The sequence below is a fragment of the Streptomyces lasalocidi genome, assembly GCF_005280215.1.
In the GTDB taxonomy this organism is placed as follows: Bacteria; Actinomycetota; Actinomycetes; order Streptomycetales; family Streptomycetaceae; genus Streptomyces; species Streptomyces longwoodensis.
Map to the genome: position 1 here is coordinate 5,901,864 of NZ_SZNQ01000001.1, position 20,480 is coordinate 5,922,343.

Annotated in this window: 12 protein-coding genes; 10 read left to right on the top strand and 2 right to left on the bottom strand. The window is 69.8% G+C overall.

Going from position 1 to position 20,480, the window contains the following annotated elements; genetic code table 11:
• Positions 1–175: 175 nt before the first annotated feature.
• Entirely contained in the window at positions 176–3,010 is a 2,835-nt protein-coding gene (locus tag E4U91_RS26615; RefSeq protein WP_137309161.1) for an aconitate hydratase, read from the top strand.
• Between the two features lie 594 nt (positions 3,011–3,604).
• Here the strand turns inward: E4U91_RS26615 and E4U91_RS26620 are convergent.
• Entirely contained in the window at positions 3,605–7,348 is a 3,744-nt protein-coding gene (locus tag E4U91_RS26620; RefSeq protein WP_422070942.1) for a GH92 family glycosyl hydrolase, read from the bottom strand.
• A gap of 399 nt (positions 7,349–7,747) precedes the next feature.
• On the opposite strand from E4U91_RS26620, the gene ngcE reads away from it, so the two are divergent.
• From ngcE to E4U91_RS26665, 9 genes are all read left to right on the top strand, one after another.
• Complete coding sequence (gene ngcE / locus E4U91_RS26625) at positions 7,748–9,202, top strand: N-acetylglucosamine/diacetylchitobiose ABC transporter substrate-binding protein (RefSeq protein WP_137309163.1); 1,455 nt, start codon at positions 7,748–7,750, stop codon at positions 9,200–9,202.
• A 42-nt stretch (positions 9,203–9,244) separates the two neighbouring features.
• Positions 9,245–10,171: a carbohydrate ABC transporter permease gene (locus E4U91_RS26630; protein ID WP_137309164.1), complete on the top strand. Its 927-nt coding sequence runs from the start codon at positions 9,245–9,247 to the stop codon at positions 10,169–10,171.
• A gap of 2 nt (positions 10,172–10,173) precedes the next feature.
• Complete coding sequence (locus tag E4U91_RS26635) at positions 10,174–11,100, top strand: carbohydrate ABC transporter permease (protein ID WP_137309165.1); 927 nt, start codon at positions 10,174–10,176, stop codon at positions 11,098–11,100.
• A gap of 325 nt (positions 11,101–11,425) precedes the next feature.
• Positions 11,426–12,625 carry an ROK family transcriptional regulator gene (locus tag E4U91_RS26640; RefSeq protein WP_137309166.1) on the top strand — a complete coding sequence of 400 codons (1,200 nt, stop codon included), beginning with the start codon at positions 11,426–11,428 and terminating at the stop codon, positions 12,623–12,625.
• Positions 12,626–12,759: 134 nt separating this feature from the next.
• Positions 12,760–13,854 (top strand): sugar ABC transporter substrate-binding protein, encoded by a 1,095-nt coding sequence (locus E4U91_RS26645; RefSeq protein ID WP_137309167.1) that lies wholly within the window; start codon positions 12,760–12,762, stop codon positions 13,852–13,854.
• Positions 13,855–14,108: 254 nt separating this feature from the next.
• Positions 14,109–14,900 carry an ATP-binding cassette domain-containing protein gene (locus E4U91_RS26650; RefSeq protein WP_137309168.1) on the top strand — a complete coding sequence of 264 codons (792 nt, stop codon included), beginning with the start codon at positions 14,109–14,111 and terminating at the stop codon, positions 14,898–14,900.
• Positions 14,897–16,240, top strand: coding sequence for a sugar ABC transporter permease (locus E4U91_RS26655; RefSeq protein ID WP_137309169.1), 1,344 nt, complete (start codon positions 14,897–14,899; stop codon positions 16,238–16,240). Before E4U91_RS26650 ends, E4U91_RS26655 begins: the two co-directional genes overlap by 4 nt.
• A gap of 207 nt (positions 16,241–16,447) precedes the next feature.
• Positions 16,448–18,382 (top strand): 1-deoxy-D-xylulose-5-phosphate synthase, encoded by a 1,935-nt coding sequence (dxs, locus tag E4U91_RS26660; RefSeq protein WP_137309170.1) that lies wholly within the window; start codon positions 16,448–16,450, stop codon positions 18,380–18,382.
• A gap of 150 nt (positions 18,383–18,532) precedes the next feature.
• Positions 18,533–20,026: an amino acid permease gene (locus E4U91_RS26665; RefSeq protein ID WP_137309171.1), complete on the top strand. Its 1,494-nt coding sequence runs from the start codon at positions 18,533–18,535 to the stop codon at positions 20,024–20,026.
• Positions 20,027–20,039: 13 nt separating this feature from the next.
• Here the strand turns inward: E4U91_RS26665 and E4U91_RS26670 are convergent, their stop codons facing one another.
• Positions 20,040–20,411 (bottom strand): NYN domain-containing protein, encoded by a 372-nt coding sequence (locus E4U91_RS26670; RefSeq protein WP_137309172.1) that lies wholly within the window; start codon positions 20,409–20,411, stop codon positions 20,040–20,042.
• Positions 20,412–20,480: the final 69 nt, after the last annotated feature.

Here is a 20,480-nt window from a genome sequence, read left to right on the forward strand (position 1 = left end):
CCCTCATGTACTAGAGTTATCTCGACATCGAGATATCTGCCGAGGCGCACCGCAGCCGCACGCACATCGGTCTGGCAGTAAGGGTTACCTAACTTAGCCTAACCTCAGCGCACGGGTCGAGCCGGCGTGGCGGCAGGATCGTGGTGGTACGCGCACATCAATGAAGGAGACTGTCGTGTCGGCGAACAGCTTCGACGCCCGCAGCACGCTGCAGGTGGGCGACGAGTCGTACGAGATCTTCCGGCTGGACAAGGTCGAGGGCTCCGCGCGCCTTCCCTACAGCCTGAAGGTGCTGCTGGAGAACCTGCTCCGCACCGAGGACGGCGCGAACATCACCGCCGACCACATCCGCGCCGTCGGCGGCTGGGACTCCCAGGCCCAGCCGTCCCAGGAGATCCAGTTCACGCCGGCCCGCGTGATCATGCAGGACTTCACCGGCGTGCCCTGCGTCGTGGACCTCGCCACCATGCGCGAGGCCGTCAAGGAGCTGGGCGGCGACCCGGCCAAGGTCAACCCGCTCTCCCCGGCCGAGCTGGTCATCGACCACTCCGTCATCGCCGACAAGTTCGGCACCCACGAGGCCTTCGCCCAGAACGTCGAGCTGGAGTACGGCCGCAACCGCGAGCGCTACCAGTTCCTGCGCTGGGGACAGACCGCCTTCGACGACTTCAAGGTCGTCCCGCCGGGCACCGGCATCGTCCACCAGGTCAACATCGAGCACCTGGCCCGCACGATCATGGTCCGGGGCGGCCAGGCGTACCCCGACACCCTGGTCGGCACCGACTCGCACACCACCATGGTCAACGGCCTCGGCGTCCTCGGCTGGGGCGTCGGCGGCATCGAGGCCGAGGCCGCGATGCTCGGCCAGCCGGTCTCCATGCTCATCCCGCGCGTCGTCGGCTTCAAGCTCACCGGCGAGCTGCCCACCGGCACCACCGCCACCGACCTGGTGCTCACGATCACCGAGATGCTGCGCCGGCACGGCGTGGTCGGCAAGTTCGTCGAGTTCTACGGCGAGGGCGTCGCCGCCACCTCCCTGGCCAACCGCGCCACCATCGGCAACATGTCGCCGGAGTTCGGCTCCACCGCCGCGATCTTCCCGATCGACGACGAGACCCTCAAGTACCTGCGCCTGACCGGCCGTTCCGAGCAGCAGGTCGCGCTGGTCGAGGCGTACGCCAAGGAGCAGGGCCTCTGGCTGGACCCGCAGGCCGAGCCGGACTTCTCCGAGAAGCTCGAGCTGGACCTGTCCACCGTCGTCCCGTCCATCGCCGGCCCGAAGCGCCCGCAGGACCGCATCGAACTGTCGCGCGCCGCCGAGCAGTTCGCCGCCGACGTGCTCAACTACGTCGAGGCCGGCGTGACCGGTGGCGACGACCGCAAGCCGGGCGTCCCGCAGCAGGAGAAGCCGCACGGCGTGCAGTCCCCGGTCGACGAGGCGTCCGCCGAGTCCTTCCCGGCGTCCGACGCCCCGGCCTACGGCAGCGACGACAACGGCGCCGGTGCCCCGCAGCACTCCGCCGTCGTGGCCGGCTCCGGCCCGTCCAACCCGGTGCGCGTCACGGCCCCCGACGGCTCCACCTACGAGCTGGACCACGGCGCGGTGACGGTCGCGGCCATCACCTCCTGCACCAACACCTCCAACCCGTACGTCATGGTCGCCGCCGCGCTCGTCGCGAAGAAGGCCGTGGAGAAGGGCCTGACCCGCAAGCCGTGGGTCAAGACCACCCTCGCCCCGGGTTCCAAGGTCGTCACCGACTACTTCGACAAGGCGGGCCTGACCCCGTACCTCGACAAGGTCGGCTTCAACCTCGTCGGCTACGGCTGCACCACCTGCATCGGCAACTCCGGCCCGCTGCCGGAGGAGGTCTCCAAGGCGGTCAACGACAACGACCTCGCGGTGACCTCGGTGCTCTCCGGCAACCGCAACTTCGAGGGCCGGATCAACCCCGACGTCAAGATGAACTACCTCGCCTCCCCGCCGCTGGTCGTCGCGTACGCCCTCGCCGGCTCGATGAAGGTGGACATCACCAAGGACGCCCTGGGCACCGACCAGGACGGCAACCCGGTCTTCCTGAAGGACATCTGGCCCTCCGAGGCCGAGGTCAACGACGTCGTCGCCAACGCCATCGGCGAGGACATGTTCGCCAAGTCCTACGCGGACGTCTTCGCCGGCGACGCCCAGTGGCAGGCGCTGCCCATCCCGACCGGCGACACCTTCGAGTGGGACGCGGAGTCGACCTACGTCCGCAAGCCCCCGTACTTCGAGGGCATGGGCATGGACCCGGAGCCGGTCTCCGACATCGCCGGCGCCCGCGTCCTCGCCAAGCTGGGCGACTCGGTCACGACCGACCACATCTCCCCGGCCGGCGCCATCAAGGCCGACACCCCGGCCGGCAAGTACCTCACGGAGCACGGCGTCGAGCGCCGCGACTTCAACAGCTACGGCTCCCGCCGCGGCAACCACGAGGTCATGATCCGGGGCACGTTCGCCAACATCCGCCTGCGCAACCAGATCGCGCCGGGCACCGAGGGCGGCTACACCCGCGACTTCACGCAGGACGGCGGTCCGGTCTCCTTCATCTACGACGCCTCCCGCAACTACATCGAGCAGGGCATCCCGCTGGTCGTCCTGGCCGGCAAGGAGTACGGCTCCGGCTCGTCCCGCGACTGGGCCGCCAAGGGCACCGCGCTGCTCGGCGTGAAGGCCGTCGTCGCCGAGTCCTACGAGCGCATCCACCGCTCGAACCTGATCGGCATGGGCGTGCTGCCGCTGCAGTTCCCCGAGGGCCAGTCGGCCGAGTCGCTCGGCCTGACCGGTGAGGAGACCTTCTCCATCACCGGCGTGGAGGAGCTCAACAACGGCACCACCCCGCGCACGGTGAAGGTCACCACCGACACCGGTGTGGAGTTCGACGCGGTCGTCCGCATCGACACCCCCGGTGAGGCCGACTACTACCGCAACGGCGGCATCATGCAGTACGTGCTGCGCAGCCTGATCCGCAAGTAGGCACACCGCCGGGTCCGTCGGTCGGTGGACCGGCGGACCGGCAGGCCGGTGGAGCGCCGACGGGCCCTGCCCGTGCGGCACTCGGGGCCGCGTCCCGGATGACCGGGGCGCGGCCCTTCGCCGTACCGCGGGACGCCGGTGCCTACGGCGTCCCGGGCGCGTGCCGGAGGGCATCCGTGCGCGGGTCGTTTACAAGAGCGTCGATCGGCGCTACCTTCCGCCCGGGAGGTGGGAGCGCTCCCACACGGCGGACCGGAACCCGCCGGGTCCGCTCCCGCCTCCTGCGCCCGCAAGGGACCCGGCGGCCGATGAGCCGATCGGCCACCGGGTCCGCGAGCCGGCCGACCGGACGGGGGAGTGGGTCGGCCGAGGGGATCCCCCGGAGCCGGGCGGTGCCACGGCCGGGGGAGGGGTGCGGGGACGACGTCGCGTTCCGACAACGTTGTCCGCTTGTGGTCGTGACCGACTGTATCACCCAACGATCATTCAACCCGCATATGCAGAACGTGAGTTGGCTCGCAGCGGGCACCGCGCACCCGTGCCCGCCCTGCAACGGCAGGGCGGGCACGGACTGGTGGCGTTGCTGCGGCCGGCCTACGACAGCAGCTCGACCTCCGTCAGGCGCGCCTCCCCGGCGAACACCAGCCGGTAGTGCCGGTACGCGCCCGGGTGGGCGACCGAGAAGGCCCGGGTCTGGCGGTTCCACGCGAAGGTCTCGCCGGTGCGCTGGTCGAGGTCCGTCCAGGCGTTGCCGTCCGCGGAGCCCTGGAGGGTCCAGCCGGCCGGGGCGCGGGCCGCCTCGTCGGACGTCAGGGTGTAGCGCACCGCCTCGGTGTCCCGCGCGACCGGCAGGTCGACCGTGCCCGACACGTCCTGGCCGGTCGCCGAGGTGTTGTCGAACAGGGCGCCGTCGCCCGCCAGGGCGTCCTGCCGGGGCGTCGGCACCTTGTCGTCCCGGGTGATCGACACCGGTGCCGCGTCCTTCCCGCTGCCCCAGGCCGACGGGCGCGGTCCCATGGTGAACTCCAGCACCGCTCCCTTCGCCAGCAGGTCGTGGGGCAGCGCCGTCGACGTCCAGGCACGGCCGTTGACCTTCAGGCCCTGCACGTACACGTTGCGCGTGCTGTTGCCCGGTGCCTTGACCACGAGGTCCTTGCCGTTCTCCAGGTGCACGGTCGCCTTGGTGAACAGCGGTGAGCCGACGGCGTATTCACCGCTGCCCATCACCAGCGGGTAGAAGCCGAGCGCCGAGAACAGGTACCAGGCCGACTGCTCGCCGTTGTCCTCGTCGCCGTGGTAGCCCTGGCCGATCGAGCTGCCGGTGTACAGCCGGGCCAGCACCTCGCGCACCTTGGCCTGGGTCTCCCACGGCTTGCCCGCCGCGTCGTACATGTAGGTCACGTGGTGCGCGACCTGGTTGGAGTGGCCGTACATGCCCATCCGTACGTCCCGCGCCTCCGTCATCTCGTGGATGACCCCGCCGTAGGACCCGGCGAACTCGGGGGAGGCGGTCTCGGGCGTGGCGAAGTAGGTGTCCAGCTTCTGGGCCAGCCCGTCGCGGCCGCCGTACAGGTTGGCCAGGCCCCGGGTGTCCTGCGGGGCGGTGAAGGCGTACCCCCAGCCGTTGGTCTCGGTGTAGTCGTAGCCCCACACGCGCGGGTCGTACCGGTCCGACGGCACCCGCCAGGCGCCCTTCTCGTCGCGCCCCTGGAAGAACCCGGCCCGGGAGTCGAAGAGGTGGACGTAGCCGAGGGCGCGGTCCATGAAGTAGGCCGACTCCTCGGCGTAGCGCTTCTCGCCCGTGGTCCGGTAGAGCTGCTGTCCCATCCGGGCGATGCCGTAGTCGTTGAGGTAGCCCTCCAGCGCCCAGGACAGCCCCTCATGGGTGGCGGTGCCGGTGTAGCCGAGGAACGGCGAGGTCGCCATGCCCTTGCGGCCCACGCCCGACGAGGGCGGGACCACCGTGGCGTTCTTCAGCGCCGCCTCGTACGCGGCCCGCGCGTCGAAGGGGACGCCCTTGACGTAGGCGTCGGCGAAGGCGACGTCCGAGGAGGTGCCGGTCATCAGGTCGGCGTACCCGGGGGAGGACCAGCGCGAGATCCACCCGCCGTCCCGGTACTGCTGCACGAACCCGTCGGTCAGCTCACCTGCCTGAGTGGGCGTCAGCAGTGAGTACGCCGGCCAGGCCGTGCGGTAGGTGTCCCAGAAGCCGTTGTTGACGTACACCTTGCCGTCGACGATCCTCGCCCCGGTGTGCGTCGGCGTGTCCGGGCCGGGCATCGGCGAGAACGGCGAGGCGTACCGGTACGTGGAACCGACCTTCTCGAAGCCCGAGTTGGGGTACAGGTAGAGCCGGTAGAGGCTGGAGTACAGGGTCGTCAGCTGGTCCCGCGTGGCGCCCTCGACCTCCACCTTGCCCAGCAGCCGGTCCCACTGGTCGCGCGCCCGGTCCCGCACGGTGGTGAAGTCCGTGCCCGCGGGGATCTCCTGGCGCAGGTTGTCGCGCGCCTGGTCCACGCTGATCAGCGAGGTGGCCAGCCGCAGGGAGACCGTGCGGTCGGCGCCCGCGTCGAAGCGCAGGTAGCCGGTGGCACCGCTGGACGCCCCGTCCGTCACCGGCGTGTCGAACTCGCCGTACACGAACAGCCGGGTGGCGCCCGTCGACAGCCCGGACTTCACGTCCGAGTAGCCGCTCACCACACCGGCCGCCCGGTCCAGGGTCAGCCCCGCCTGGTCGGTCACGTTGTCGAAGACCACGCTCGCGTCGTCCCCGGGGTAGGTGAAGCGCAGCATCGCGGCGTGGTCGGTCGGTGCCATCTCGGCCCGCAGCCCGTTCTCGAACCGCACCCCGTACAGGTACGGCCGGGCCGTCTCGTTCTCGTGCCGGAACGCCAGCGCCCGTGCCGCCCGGCCGGTGGGCGGGACGCCCGGCGCCGCGGACGGCATCAGCTGGAAGGTCTGCCGGTCGCCCATCCACGGGCTCGGCTCGTGGCTCGCGCTGAACGCCTGGATCTGCGGCAGGTTGTCGGCGTTGTTGGCCCGCGCGTAGTCGTACAGCCAGCTCAGCGACGACGCGTTGGTCACCGGCGTCCAGAACGTGAAGCCGTGCGGCACGGCCGTCGCCGGGAAGGTGTTGCCGCGGGAGAACGAGCCGCTGGAGTTCGTCCCCCGGGTGGTCAGCGCGTAGTCGGACAGGTGCGCCGCGGGCCGCTCGGGCGCGGCCGTCCGCAGGCTCACGTCGTCCAGCCAGCCCCGGAAGCGCGCCGGCCCGGCGGGGGAGTCGTAGCCCAGCAGGATCCGGTCGACGGTCTTGCCCGCGGCGACCGAGCCGATCCGCGCGACCACGTCGTTCCACTGGTTGACGTACAGCACCTTGGCCGTGCCCTGTCCGCGCGGCGACAGCGGGAAGCCGTGCTGGTCCGCCGCCCCGAGGTCGCTGAGGTAGGTGCCGTCGGTGAACGCCAGGTCCACGGCGACATGGGTGGCGTCGTAGTCGCGGTCGCCGTCCGCCATCGACGGGAAGACGCGGTACGCCAGTTCGGTGCGGCCGGTCACCCGCACGTTCACGTCGAAGACCTTGTCGTAGGCGTACGCCCGCCCCGGCGTCGTGTGCCGGCCCGCGTAGCGCAGCGCCCGGCGGCCGGTGAACCCGGCGCCCGCCTTGGCCGTGGGGGAGCCGCTGGGACCCCGGTCCACGACCGCCAGCATGTCCGGCGGGACCGGGCCGCTCGGGCCGCCCGTGCCCAGCCGTACGTCGGCGAGCTGGAGGATGCCCGCGCCGTGGTTCGCGGTGATCTCCAGCCGCAGGTGCCGGTACGCCACGTCCGAGGGGGTGACGGCGTACGTCCTGGTCTGGAAGCGCTCGGCGAAGTCCTCACCGGAGCGGGTGTCCAGGTCGGTCCAGTGCGTGCCGTCCTCGGAGCCCTTCAACGTCCAGGCGGCCGGGTCGCGTTCGGCGGCGTCATTGGCCGACGTCAGCGCGTAGGAGGCCAGTCGGACCGGCTGGTCCAGGTCGAACTCGACCCAGCCGGTCGCCGTGAAGGTCAGCCACTTGGTGCTGGCCTCGCCGTCGAGGAGGTTCTCCTTCACCTCGCCGCCGCCGGTGTTCTCGTCGTTCGCCCGTACCGCGGTGACCCGGTCGGTGACGTCGCCGGGCAGGCCGCCGCCGTAGCCGCCGTCCACGCCCGAGGCGCGCTTGCCGCCGCCCGGCGCCGTCTCGGGCGTGCTGACCCAGTCGGGCGCCGGCTGTCCCGCCTCGAAGGAGGAGGCGAACTGCTGGGCGGGCCGGGCCGGCGGCGCCGGCAGGGCGGCCGCCGCACCGGGCGCCCCTACGGACATCACGAGGGCGGCCGTGATCACGGCCGCCCGGGAACCACGGAACCGTCTTCCGTGTCGCTGCATGCGCGAGCACCCTCCTGCGCGGGTCCGACAACGTTGTCTCACTCCGTTCGCAGGACTCAGTAGGGGGTCAAGTGACGAGTGATGTCAAGGACGTTGGCAGGGGAAAGCGCTGCCCATGTCGCGAATTCTCCCGGCCGGGCCGCCACGGGCCGGACATATTTCCACGAGGTCTCACTTCGGAAAAGACCACTGACCAACCTTGCATTCGATCTTGCTCCGCTGGCGGGAAGTGGACTATACCTGTCGGCGTTTCCTGCACGACCCAGCTTGGCCCGACCGCGGTGCCGGGAGGATCCGGTTCACCGCCTGAGTCCTGGAGAAGGCGAGGACTTGAGCATGGGATCCACGTCCGCAGAGAACCACGGCCGTCCCGGCACCGGCCGCCGCGATCTGATCAAGCGGTCCGCCGCACTCGGTCTGATCTCCGCCCCGGCCATGGGTTTCCTCTCCGCCTGCGCCAGCAGTGGCGGCGGCGGTGACGAGGACAAGGCGAAAGCGGGCAAGAAGACCGCGAAGAACCCCCTCGCGGTGAATGACACCGCCCAGATGGAGTTCGTCCTGTTCGACGGCGGTTTCGGCAAGGAGTACGCCGAGGACGCGGTCAAGATCTACGAGAAGAACTTCCCCAAGGCGAAGGTGAAGTTCGCCGCCACCCAGAAGATCCAGTCCACCCTCCAGCCCCGCTTCAACCAGGGCACCCCGCCGGACCTCATCGACAACTCCGGCGCCGAGCAGATGGACATGGGCGTCCTGGTCGGCAAGAACCAGCTCGCCGACCTCACCCCGCTGCTGGACGCCCCGTCGTACGACGACCCGAACAAGAAGGTCCGCGACACCCTGCGGCCCGGGATCGTCGAGATGGGCCAGTTCGACGGCAACCCGGTGTGGATCCTGTACTACGCCTACACCGTGTACGGCGTCTGGTACTCGCAGAAGGCGCTGGACTCGCTCGACGAGCAGTACCCGGAGACCTGGGACCAGATGCTCGCGGTGTGCGCCAAGGCCAAGAAGAAGGGCATGGCGGGCTGGACGTACGCGGGCAAGTACCCGTACTACCTCCCCTTCTCGCTCTACCCGATGATCGGCAAGGTCGGCGGACGCGAAGTCCTCGACGCCATCGACAACCTGGAGCCGAACGCCTGGAAACACCCCGCGGTCAAGGCGTGTTTCGAGGCCTACTACGAGCTCTACAAGAAGGGCTACGTCCTCAAGGGCACCCCGGGCCTGGACCACATCCAGTCGCAGACCGCGTGGGCCAAGGGACAGGCGCTGTTCATCCCCAACGGCTCCTGGGTGGAGAACGAGTCGGCGAACGTCATCCCCGCCGACTTCGACCTCGCCGTCTCCGCGCCCACCGGCCTCGACAGCTCCGACAAGATGCCGTTCGGCACCATCTGGGCCTCCGGCGGCGAGCCGTTCATCGTCCCCGCCAAGGCGAAGAACGCCCCGGGCGGCATGGAGCAGCTGCGCGTCATGCTCAGCGAGGCGTCGTCCAAGAACTTCACGGCCAAGGTCAAGTCGCTCACCGCGTACAACGGCGGCACCGAGGGCATCACCCTGACACCGGGCCTGAAGTCGGGCGTGGCCGCGCTGGAGAAGGCCGGCGACAACGTGGTGAACCCCCGCATCCAGGACTGGTACGTCCAGTTGCAGAAGGAGCAGATCGGGGTGGCGGGACTCGGCGAGATGATGGCCGGACGCCTCACCCCCGCCGAGGCCATCAGCAAGATCCAGGCATTCGCCGACGCGGCGGCCAAGGACTCCTCGATCAAGCACTACAAGCACCAGTAGCGCACCGGGAAAACTCGAATCCACAACGGCACCGGAGTGGCGATGCAGCACGGCAAGTACCGGTTCATCGTGGGGTTCCTGGCGCTCCCCCTGGGACTGTACGCGCTCTTCGTGGTCTGGCCCTTCATCCAGTCCATCTACTACTCGTTCACGGACTGGACGGGCCTGAGCCCCGAATTCAAGATGGTGGGCCTGGACAATTACCGCAGGATGTTCGACGACGACATCTTCTGGAAGTCCTTGCAGCACAGCTTGATGTTCGCGGCCGTGCTGCCGGTGGTGACGATCAGCCTGGCGCTGTTCTTCGCCTTCATGATCAATGTGGGCGGGCGCGGAAGGAGGGGCGGGCCGGTCATTTCCGGGGTGCGCGGCTCCTCCTTCTACAAGATCGTCTATTTCTTCCCGCAGGTGCTGTCGATCGCCATCGTCGCGCTGCTGTTCGCCTTCGCGTACAACCCGGACAGCGGCGCGATCAACTCCGTCCTGCGGGGCGTCGGCCTGGACGGCGTCCAGCCCCTGTGGCTGGGCGACCCCGACCTCGCCCTGTGGTGCGTGATGGCGGTGCTCGTGTGGTCGACGGTCGGCTTCTTCGTCGTGCTGTTCTCGGCGGGTATGGCGTCCATCCCGTCGGACCTGTACGAGGCCGCGCTCCTGGACGGGGCCGGCCGGGCGGCCACGTTCTTCCGCATCACCCTGCCGCTGCTGTGGGACACCGTGCAGTCGGGCTGGGTCTACATGGGCATCCTCGCGCTCGGCGCCGAGTCCTTCGCGGTCGTGCAGATCATGACGACCGGACCGGGCGGGCCCGACTACTCGACCACCGTCATGGTCCTGTACGTGTACCAGAAGGCGTTCCGGGACGGTCAGGCCGCCTACGCCACCACCATCGGCGTCGCCCTGCTCGTCGTCACGCTGGCCTTCGCCGCCGTCGTGATGCGGCTGGGCCGTCGCGAGCGGCTGGAGTACTGAGCATGAAGACGACCGAGAGCCCCGCCCCCCTGCCGGCGGAGTCGGGTGTGCCGGTGACGAAGGCGGACGCGCCCGTGGACCGGCCGCCGCGGGCGCGCCGCGCCGAGGGCCGCGTGCTGAACGTCTTCTCGCACGGCGTGCTGGTCCTGTGGGCGGTGATGGTGGTGCTGCCGCTGGTGTGGGCCGTGATGACGTCGTTCAAGGACGACGCCTCCATCTTCGGCTCGCCGTGGGCGCTGCCCGACCGGCTGCACTTCGACAACTGGGCGCGGGCCTGGACCGACGCCAACATGAGCGACTACTTCGTCAACACCGTCCTGGTGGTCGGGGGTTCGCTCATCGGCACGCTGGTGCTCGGCTCGATGGCGGCCTACGTGCTGGCCCGCTTCGACTTCCCCGGGAACCGGTTCATCTACTACCTGTTCGTCGGCGGCATGAGCTTCCCGATCATGCTCGCGCTGGTCCCGCTGTTCTACGTCGTCAACAACATGGGCCTGCTGAACACCATCCACGGGCTGATCCTGGTCTACATCGCCTACTCGCTGCCGTTCACCGTCTTCTTCCTGACGGCGTTCTTCCGCACCCTGCCGACGTCGGTCGCGGAGGCGGCGTTCGTGGACGGCGCGTCCCACAGCCGCACCTTCTTCCAGATCATGCTCCCGATGGCCAAGCCGGGCCTGATCAGCGTCGGGATCTTCAACTTCCTCGGCCAGTGGAACCAGTACATGCTGCCGACGGTGCTGAACACCGACCCCGACAAGAAGGTCCTCACCCAGGGCCTGGTCCAGCTGGCGGTCAGCCAGGGGTACAAGGGAGACTGGTCGGGGCTGTTCGCGGGCCTGGTGATGGCGATGCTGCCGGTCCTCGGCGCGTACATCGTCTTCCAGCGGCAGGTGGTGCAGGGTCTGACCGCCGGGGCGCTCAAGTAACACCCGCCACTGCGCACCCGCCCGCGGCCGTCCCGCACGGGACGGCCCCCTTGCCTTCAACCTCCGTCGTCCCCGCCCCCGCACCCCCGTCGAACCCGCCCATACCCCCGCACACCACCCCCGTCGAACGCCTCCGGAAGGGCCGCTTCCGCCACACCGTGAAACCGCTCCCACACGCACCGCGACCCTCGCGGGCGCGGACGTTCGCGTGCGCGGAAACTGTTCAACCTCTTGACGGGAGGTGCCCCGGACGGCTCAGCTTAGAGTTCACTAGTTGGACATAGACGGGGTCTCATCGAAGCGGCCCCGCGCGCAGGAGGTCGTCGTGGAGACTCCGGGGTCGCAGTCGTCGCTGCACCGAGCCAACCTGGAGCGGGTCGTACGGGCCGTCCGGCTGGCCGGATCCCTCACCCAGGCGGAGATCGCGAGGACCACCGGCCTGTCCGCGGCGACCGTCTCCAACATCGTCCGTGAGCTCAAGGACGGCGGAACGGTCGAGGTCACACCGACGTCGGCGGGTGGCAGGCGGGCGCGCAGCGTCTCGCTCAGCGGAGACGCCGGCATTGTCATCGGCATCGATTTCGGCCACACCCACCTACGGGTCGCCGTCGGCAACCTCGCCCACCAGGTGCTCGCCGAGGAGTCCGAACCGCTCGACGTGGACGCCTCCTCCGCCCAGGGCTTCGACCGGGCCGAGCGGCTGGTCAGCCGGCTGATCGAGGCCACGGGTGTGGACCGGGGCAAGATCGCCGGCGTGGGGCTCGGCGTGCCCGGCCCGATCGACGTGGAGTCCGGCACGCTGGGCTCCTCCGCCATCCTGCCCGGATGGATCGGCACCCGGCCCGCCGAGGAGCTGCGCGAGCGGCTCGGCGTGACCGTGCACGTGGACAACGACGCCAACCTCGGCGCCCTGGGCGAGATGGTCTGGGGCAGCGGCAAGGGCGTGCGCGACCTCGCCTACATCAAGGTCGCCAGCGGTGTCGGCGCGGGCCTCGTCATCGAGGGGAAGATCTACCGCGGGCCAGGGGGTACTGCGGGCGAAATAGGACATATTACACTCGATGAATCCGGTCCCGTCTGCCGTTGCGGTAACCGGGGCTGCCTGGAGACCTTCGCGGCCGCGCGCTACGTGCTGCCGCTGCTCCAGTCCAGCCACGGCACCGACCTCACCATGGAGGGCGTCGTGCGGCTGGCCAGGGACGGAGACCCGGGCTGCCGTCGGGTGATCGCCGACGTCGGCCGCCACATCGGCAGTGGAGTCGCCAATCTCTGCAACCTGCTGAACCCGAGCCGGGTGGTCCTCGGCGGTGATCTCGCCGAGGCCGGTGAGCTGGTGCTCGGGCCGATCAGGGAGTCCGTCGGCCGCTATGCGATCCCCAGTGCGGCGCGGCAACTGTCCGTTCTCCCAGGGGCGCTTGGGGGCCGTGCGGAGGTGCTCGGAGCGCTCGCCCTCGCGCTCAGCGAGATGGGCGATTCGACACTTTTGGATGGTTCTCTGTCGGCGGCCGCACCCGCCTTCACTTAGAGAACGAATGACGCCGTTGCCATCTCGTTAAGTATTTACTTCTTGACGTCGCACCTGTGGCCGAGTTGACTTCCAGCCACCTCGGCCGCAGCGTTGCGGCCCTGTCAGGGAGGCACAACCCAATGAACGCAACGATGCGTAGAGTCGTGATCGGCGCGACCGCCGTCTCCATGGCCCTGTCGATTGCCGCGTGCGGCAAGGCGGGCGACGACAACAACGACGACTCCGGCAGCAGCAGCTCCGGCGGCGGCAGCAAGTCCATCGGCCTGCTGCTCCCCGACAGCGTCACCGCCCGGTACGAGAAGTTCGACAAGCCGTACTTCGAGGCCAAGGTCAAGGAGCTGTGCTCCGACTGCAACGTCGAGTACGCCAACGCCGCGGCCGACGCCAACAAGCAGGCGCAGCAGGTCAGCACCATGGTGACCAAGGGCGTGAAGGTCATCGTGATCTCCGCCCAGGACTCCGCCGCGATCAAGTCCTCGATCAAGGCCGCGGTCGACAAGGGCGTCAAGGTCGTCGCGTACGACCGTCTGGCCCAGGGCCCGGTCTCCGCGTACGTCTCCTTCGACAACGTCAAGGTCGGCGAGCTGCAGGGCCAGGCGCTGCTGCAGGCGATGGGCGCCAAGGCCAGCCCGTCGGCGAACGTCGTCATGATCAACGGTGACGACGCCGACCCGAACGCCGCCCAGTTCAAGGAAGGCGCCCACAAGGCCCTCGACGGCAAGGTCAAGATCGCCTACGAGCAGTCCGGCCTCTGGAAGGACACCGTCGCCGCCGAGAAGATGTCGGCCGCGATCACCCAGCTCGGCGCCAAGAAGATCGCCGGCGTCTACTCCGCCAACGACGGCATGGCCGGTGGCATCGCCAACACCCTGAAGGGCGCGGGCATCAGCACCATCCCGCTGACCGGCCAGGACGCCGAGCTCGCCGCCATCCAGCGGATCGTGGCCGGCACCCAGTCCTCCACGGTCTACAAGGCCTACAAGCCGGAGGCCGACACCGCCGCCGAGCTCGCGGTCAGCCTCCTGCAGGGCAAGGACATCAAGGGAACGGCCTCCACCGAGGTCACCAGCGGCTCCGGCGACAAGGTGCCCGCCAAGCTGCTGACCCCGGTGTCGGTCACCAAGGCCAACATCAAGGACACGGTCGTCAAGGACGGTCTCTACACCGTCGCGCAGATCTGCACCGCCCAGTACGCCGCCGCCTGCAAGGCCGCCGGCCTGCAGTAAGGGCAACCCCGGCCGGCCGGCGGTCCCCGTGACCGCCGGCGGCCCCGCGAGACCCCTCCGACGCCCGCCCCACCTTCAACCCCGCTGCGGGGCGGGCGTCGGACGGAACCCGTTGCCAAGTGCGACGCGATCGCGCATGTTCATCCTGTAAACCTCGTGCGTCACGACCGCCCGCCCCCGCGGGCGGCGCGTCGCGCACATCCCTCCGCGCATGTCCCACGCGCGGCATCCCCGCCGGTCAGGCGGCGAAGGAGATGGTTCACGTGTCCGCTACGCCCGTGCTGGCGTTGCGCGGAGTCTCCAAGCGATTCGGTGCGGTGCAGGCACTCACCGACGTCGATCTGGAGGTTCACGCCGGAGAAGTCGTCGCCCTGGTCGGCGACAACGGCGCAGGAAAGTCGACCCTGGTCAAGACGATCGCGGGTGTGCACCCCATCGACGACGGCGTCATCGAGTGGGAGGGCAACGCGGTCAACATCAACAAGCCGCACGACGCCCAGGGACTCGGCGTCGCCACCGTCTACCAGGACCTCGCGCTCTGCGACAACCTCGACGTCGTCGGCAACCTCTACCTCGGTCGTGAGCTGCTCCACCGCGGCGTCATCGACGAGGTGACGATGGAGAAGAACGCCCGCGAGCTGCTGTCCACGCTCTCCATCCGCATCCCGAGCGTGCGCATCCCGATCGCGAGCCTGTCCGGTGGCCAGCGCCAGGTCGTCGCCATCGCGCGCGCCCTGATCGGTGAGCCGAAGCTGGTCATCCTCGACGAGCCCACCGCCGCCCTCGGCGTCGAGCAGACCGCGCAGGTCCTCGACCTGGTGGAGCGGCTGCGCGAGCGCAACCTCGCCGTCATCCTCATCAGCCACAACATGGCGGACGTCAAGGCGGTCGCGGACACCGTCGCCGTCCTGCGTCTGGGCAAGAACAACGGCTCCTTCCCCGTGAAGGACACCAGCCACGAAGAGATCATCGCCGCGATCACGGGTGCCACGGACAACGCCGTGACCCGTCGTGCGGGGCGTCGCACCACGGAGGCGGCAAAGTGAGCGACACGTCCAGGACCGTGAAGAGCGACTCCGGCCCCGACAAGGGCGTCAGCGTCGACAAGACCGCGGCCACCACCGCTCCCGCCGACGACCCCACCGCCGCCGGCGTGGCCGTCGTCGACCCGCGCCTGCTGGTCCGCGAAGAGGGCCTCAAGGGCTACGTCACGGAGTTCAAGCGCAAGATCAAGGGCGGCGAGCTCGGCTCGCTGCCGGTCGTCATCGGCCTCATCATCATCTGGGCCATCTTCCAGGCGAAGAACGACCGCTTCCTGAGCGCCGACAACCTCTCCGACATCAGCTTCTTCATGTCGGCCACCGGCATGCTGGCCATCGGCCTGGTGTTCGTGCTGCTGCTCGGCGAGATCGACCTGTCGGTCGGCTCGGTCAGCGGCCTGGCGTCCACCGTGTTCGCCGTGTGGGTGGTCGAACACGGCATGAACGCCTGGCTGGCGCTGGTCCTCGCGATCGCCACCGGCATCGCCATCGGCGCGCTGCAGGGCTGGTTCTTCGCCAAGATCGGCGTCCCGGCGTTCGTCGTCACCCTGGCCGGCTTCCTCGGCTGGAACGGCCTGATGTTGTGGCTGCTCGGCTCCAGCGGCACCATCAACATCCCGTCCGACGACGGCCCCGTGAAGCTGTTCGGCCAGAGCTCCTTCTTCATGGACCAGGCCATCATCGGCGCCTACCTGCTGGCCGCCCTCGGTGTCGTGCTGTCCCTGGTCGGCAACTTCGGCGAGCAGCGCCGCCGCCGGGCCGCCGGTGTGCCCTTCCGCCCCACCGGTGAGATCCTCTTCCGGGTCGGTCTGCTGGCGATCGCGTCCTTCATCGCGGCCGCCGTGCTGAACAACGCCCAGGGCGTCTCCAACGCGCTGGTGATCTTCCTCGCCGCGCTGGTCATCGTCGACTTCGTGCTGCGTCGTACGACGTACGGCCGCAAGGTGTTCGCCGTCGGCGGCGGCATCGAGGCCGCCCGCCGTGCCGGTATCAGCGTGCCCATGGTCCGCATCAGCGTGTTCGCCATCTCCGGCGGCTTCGCCGCGGTGGGCGGCATGTTCTTCGCCGGCCAGACGGCGTCGGCGACGCTGAGCGCCGGTGGCGGCAACACCCTGATGCTGGCCATCGCCGCCGCGGTCATCGGCGGTACCAGCCTCTTCGGCGGCCGTGGTTCGGTGTGGTCCGCGCTGCTCGGCATGCTGGTGATCCAGTCGATCACCACCGGCCTGAACCTGCTGAACATGAACACCTCGATCCAGTACATGATCACCGGTGGCGTGCTGCTCGGCGCCGTGGTCATCGACTCGGTCTCCCGCCGCAGCCAGAAGGCCGCCGGCCGCGCATAGCGGCCCACGGACCGGCCCGCCGGTCCCGCCCCTGCCGTGCCCGGTGCTCCCACGCGCCGGGCACGGCTGTGTTGTGGGTGCCCTCATCCTGGGTACGGCCGTTCGCGTGACCTATGACCCATGGGCCGGGGACCGACCACCGGGACGGAACATTAGACTCGACAGGCCCGGCAACAGCTCGATCAGCTCTACTGCAAGGAGGCACGGGTGCCGCTGCTGACCCGCATCACGGGACCGCGCGATCTGGACCGGCTCAGCCTGGAGGAGCTGGACCAGCTGGCGGGCGAGATCCGGACCTTCCTCGTCGACGCCGTGTCCAAGACCGGCGGCCACCTCGGCCCCAACCTCGGCGTGGTGGAGCTGACCATCGCCCTGCACCGCGTGTTCGAGTCGCCGAAGGACAAGGTGCTCTGGGACACCGGCCACCAGTCCTACGTGCACAAGCTGCTCACCGGCCGGCAGGACTTCTCCCGCCTGAAGATGAAGGGCGGCCTGTCCGGCTATCCCTCGCAGGCCGAGTCCGAGCACGACGTCATCGAGAACAGCCACGCCTCCACCGTGCTGGGCTGGGCCGACGGCATCGCCAAGGCCAACCAGCTGCTCGAGCGGGACAGCCACGTCGTCGCGGTCATCGGTGACGGCGCGCTGACCGGCGGCATGGCCTGGGAGGCGCTCAACAACATCGCCGAGGCCAAGGACCGCCCGCTCGTCATCGTCGTCAACGACAACGAGCGCTCCTACGCGCCCACCATCGGCGGCCTCGCCAACCACCTGGCCACGCTGCGCACCACCGACGGCTACGAGCGCTTCCTCGCCCGCACCAAGGACATCCTGGACCGCACCCCGGTCGTCGGGAAGCCGCTGTTCGACACCCTGCACGGCGCCAAGAAGGGCCTGAAGGACTTCATCGCCCCGCAGGGCATGTTCGAGGACCTGGGCCTGAAGTACGTCGGCCCCATCGACGGCCACGACCTCGAGGCGCTGGAGTCCGCGCTGGCCCGCGCCAAGCGCTTCGGCGGCCCGGTCATCGTGCACTGCCTCACCGAGAAGGGCCGCGGCTACCAGCCCGCCCTCCAGGACGAGGCCGACCGCTTCCACGCCGTCGGCAAGATCCACCCCGACACCGGCCTGCCGATCGCCACCTCCGGCGCCGACTGGACGTCCGTCTTCGGCGAGGAGATGGTCCGGCTCGGCGAGGAGCGCGAGGACGTCGTCGCCATCACCGCCGCCATGCTCCAGCCGGTCGGCCTCGACAAGTTCGCCAAGCGCTTCCCCGACCGGGTCTACGACGTCGGCATCGCCGAGCAGCACGGCGCCGTCTCCGCGGCCGGCCTCGCCCACGCGGGCGTGCACCCCGTCTTCGCCGTCTACGCCACCTTCCTCAACCGCGCCTTCGACCAGGTGCTGATGGACGTGGCCCTGCACAAGTGCGGCGTGACCTTCGTGCTGGACCGGGCCGGCATCACCGGCACCGACGGCGCCTCCCACAACGGCATGTGGGACATGTCGATCCTCCAGGTCGTCCCGGGCCTGAGGCTCGCCGCCCCGCGCGACGCCGACCAGGTCCGCGCCCAGCTGCGCGAGGCCGTGGCGGTGGAGGACGCCCCGACCGTGGTGCGCTTCTCCAAGGGCGCCGTCGGCCCCGCCGTACCCGCCGTGGGACGCGTCGGCGGCATGGACGTGCTGCGCGAGCCGGGCACCGACCGGCCCGACGTGCTGCTGGTCTCCGTGGGCGCCCTCGCCCCGATGTGCCTGGAGGTCGCCTCCCTGCTCGACCGGCAGGGCATCTCCACCACCGTGGTCGACCCCCGCTGGGTCAAGCCCGTCGACGAGGCCATGGCGCCCCTCGCCGAGCGCCACCGGGTGGTCGTCACCGTCGAGGACAACTCCCGGGTCGGCGGCGTCGGCTCCGCGATCGCCCAGGCCCTGCGGGACGCCGGGGTGGACGTGCCGCTGCGCGACTTCGGCATCCCGCCGCGGTTCCTGGACCACGCCTCGCGCGCCGAGGTGCTGGCCGAGATCGGGCTGACCGCGCCGGACATCGCGCGCCAGGTCACCGGCCTCGTCTCCCAGCTCGACGGCCTCACCCACTCCCGGCTCCGCACGGACGGGGCCGCCCAGGCGGAGCCCGCCCGGGACTGATCACCCACCGTCCGTCTCCGACAGGGCCGCTTGCACCACCGCCAAGGGTGGTGCGAGCGGCCCTTTCGCGTGAAGGGGCGCGCGCCGGGGCATACGGAATAAGCCCCCTCTCGATCATGTCGAGGACGACACAGCGTGGGAGGTAAGCCCGTGAGCAACACCCTCTTCCGGACCAAGAACATCGAACAGTCCATCAAGGACACCGAGGAGCCCGAGCACGCCCTCAAGAAATCCCTCTCCGCGCTGGACCTGACCGTCTTCGGCGTCGGTGTCATCATCGGCACCGGCATCTTCGTCCTCACCGGCACGGCCGCCAAGAACACCGCGGGACCGGCCGTCTCGCTGTCCTTCGTGGTCGCCGGCGTGGTGTGCGCGCTCGCCGCCCTGTGCTACGCCGAGTTCGCCTCGTCGGTCCCGGTCGCCGGCTCCGCCTACACCTTCTCCTACGCCTCGCTGGGCGAGTTCCCGGCCTGGATCATCGGCTGGGACCTCGTCCTGGAACTGGCCCTCGGGACGGCGGTGGTCGCCGTCGGCTGGTCCGGCTACATCGCCTCGCTGCTGGACAACGCCGGCTGGCACCTGCCCGCCGCGCTCACCGGCCGGGAAGGCGCCTCCGGCTTCGGCTTCGACATCCTCGCGGCCGCGCTGGTGCTGGTGCTCACCGCGATCCTCGTCGTCGGCATGAAGCTCTCCGCGCGCGTCACCTCCGTCGTCGTCGCCATCAAGGTGGCCGTCGTGCTGGTCGTCATCATCGCGGGCGCGTTCTTCATCAAGGGCGGCAATTACGACCCGTTCGTCCCCAAGGCCCAGGCCGTGGAGGCGGGCGGCAACCTCAAGGCGCCGCTGATCCAGCTGATCTTCGGGTGGGCTCCCTCGAACTTCGGCGTCATGGGCATCTTCACCGCCGCGTCCGTCGTGTTCTTCGCCTTCATCGGCTTCGACGTCGTCGCCACCGCCGCCGAGGAGACCCGCAACCCGCAGCGCGACGTGCCGCGCGGCATCATCGGCTCGCTGATCATCTGCACCACGCTGTACGTGGCCGTGTCCATCGTGGTGACCGGCATGCAGAAGTACAGCAAGCTGTCGGTGGACGCCCCGCTCGCGGACGCGTTCAAGGCCACCGGGCACCCGTGGTTCGCCGGTCTGATCAGCTTCGGCGCGGCGGTGGGCCTGACCACGGTGTGCATGATCCTGCTGCTCGGCCAGTCCCGCGTGTTCTTCGCGATGAGCCGTGACGGGCTGCTGCCGCGGTTCTTCTCGCACACCCACCCGAAGTTCCGCACGCCGTACCGGTCGACCATCCTGCTGGGCGTCATCATCGCGATCGTGGCGGGCTTCACCAGCCTCAGCGAACTCGCCGAGCTGGTGAACATCGGCACGCTGTTCGCCTTCATCGTCGTGGCGATCAGCGTGATCCTCCTGCGCAAGTCCCGCCCCGACCTGGAGCGGTCCTTCCGCACGCCGTGGGTGCCGTTCGTGCCGATCCTGTCGGTGCTGGCGTCCCTGTGGCTGATGCTGAACCTGCCCGCCGAGACGTGGCTCCGGTTCGCGATCTGGATGGTGATCGGCTTCGTGGTCTACTTCCTGTACGGCCGCAGCCACAGCCGCCTGGCCCTGCGCGAGAAGGCCGAGCGGGGCGCCTGACCCGCGACGGACCCTAGGGTCGTACGGCCCTGGGGCCCGTCACCTCCGCGCCCAGCTCCGTCACCCGCCGGCGCAGTTCCCGGTCCGCCGTCACCACCAGGCGGCGGCGGCCGGGGGAGCGGGCGACGAGGTCGACCATGTGGTCGTCGCCGCTGCCCGGCGCCGACTCCACTCGCACCCCAGGCACCGACGCCACCCCGCGCGCGGCGCCCTCCACCACGAGCACGACCTCGACCGGCCCGTCGTGCCCCGGCAGTCCCCGCGCCGCCAGCAGGTCCCGCAGCCGCTCCGCGGCGCCCCGCCGGTCCCGCCACCACCCGTCCGGCACCGAGCCGACCACGTTCGCGCCGTCGACGATCACCAGCAGGGCCGTGTTTTCCTCCATGCCGACAGCGTCCCACGCCCCCGCACCGGGCCGTGCCCGCACGCACGCCCCCTGGACCCCCGTGGACCG

Coding starts and splice junctions, on each gene's coding strand:
- E4U91_RS26645 (WP_137309167.1), top strand. CDS start 12,760: ATGCGTAGAGTCGTGATCGGCGCGACCGCCGTCTCCATGGCCCTGTCG.
- E4U91_RS26620 (WP_422070942.1), bottom strand. CDS start 7,348: ATGTCCGTAGGGGCGCCCGGTGCGGCGGCCGCCCTGCCGGCGCCGCCG.
- ngcE (WP_137309163.1), top strand. CDS start 7,748: ATGGGATCCACGTCCGCAGAGAACCACGGCCGTCCCGGCACCGGCCGC.
- E4U91_RS26635 (WP_137309165.1), top strand. CDS start 10,174: ATGAAGACGACCGAGAGCCCCGCCCCCCTGCCGGCGGAGTCGGGTGTG.
- E4U91_RS26630 (WP_137309164.1), top strand. CDS start 9,245: ATGCAGCACGGCAAGTACCGGTTCATCGTGGGGTTCCTGGCGCTCCCC.
- E4U91_RS26670 (WP_137309172.1), bottom strand. CDS start 20,411: ATGGAGGAAAACACGGCCCTGCTGGTGATCGTCGACGGCGCGAACGTG.
- E4U91_RS26650 (WP_137309168.1), top strand. CDS start 14,109: ATGGTTCACGTGTCCGCTACGCCCGTGCTGGCGTTGCGCGGAGTCTCC.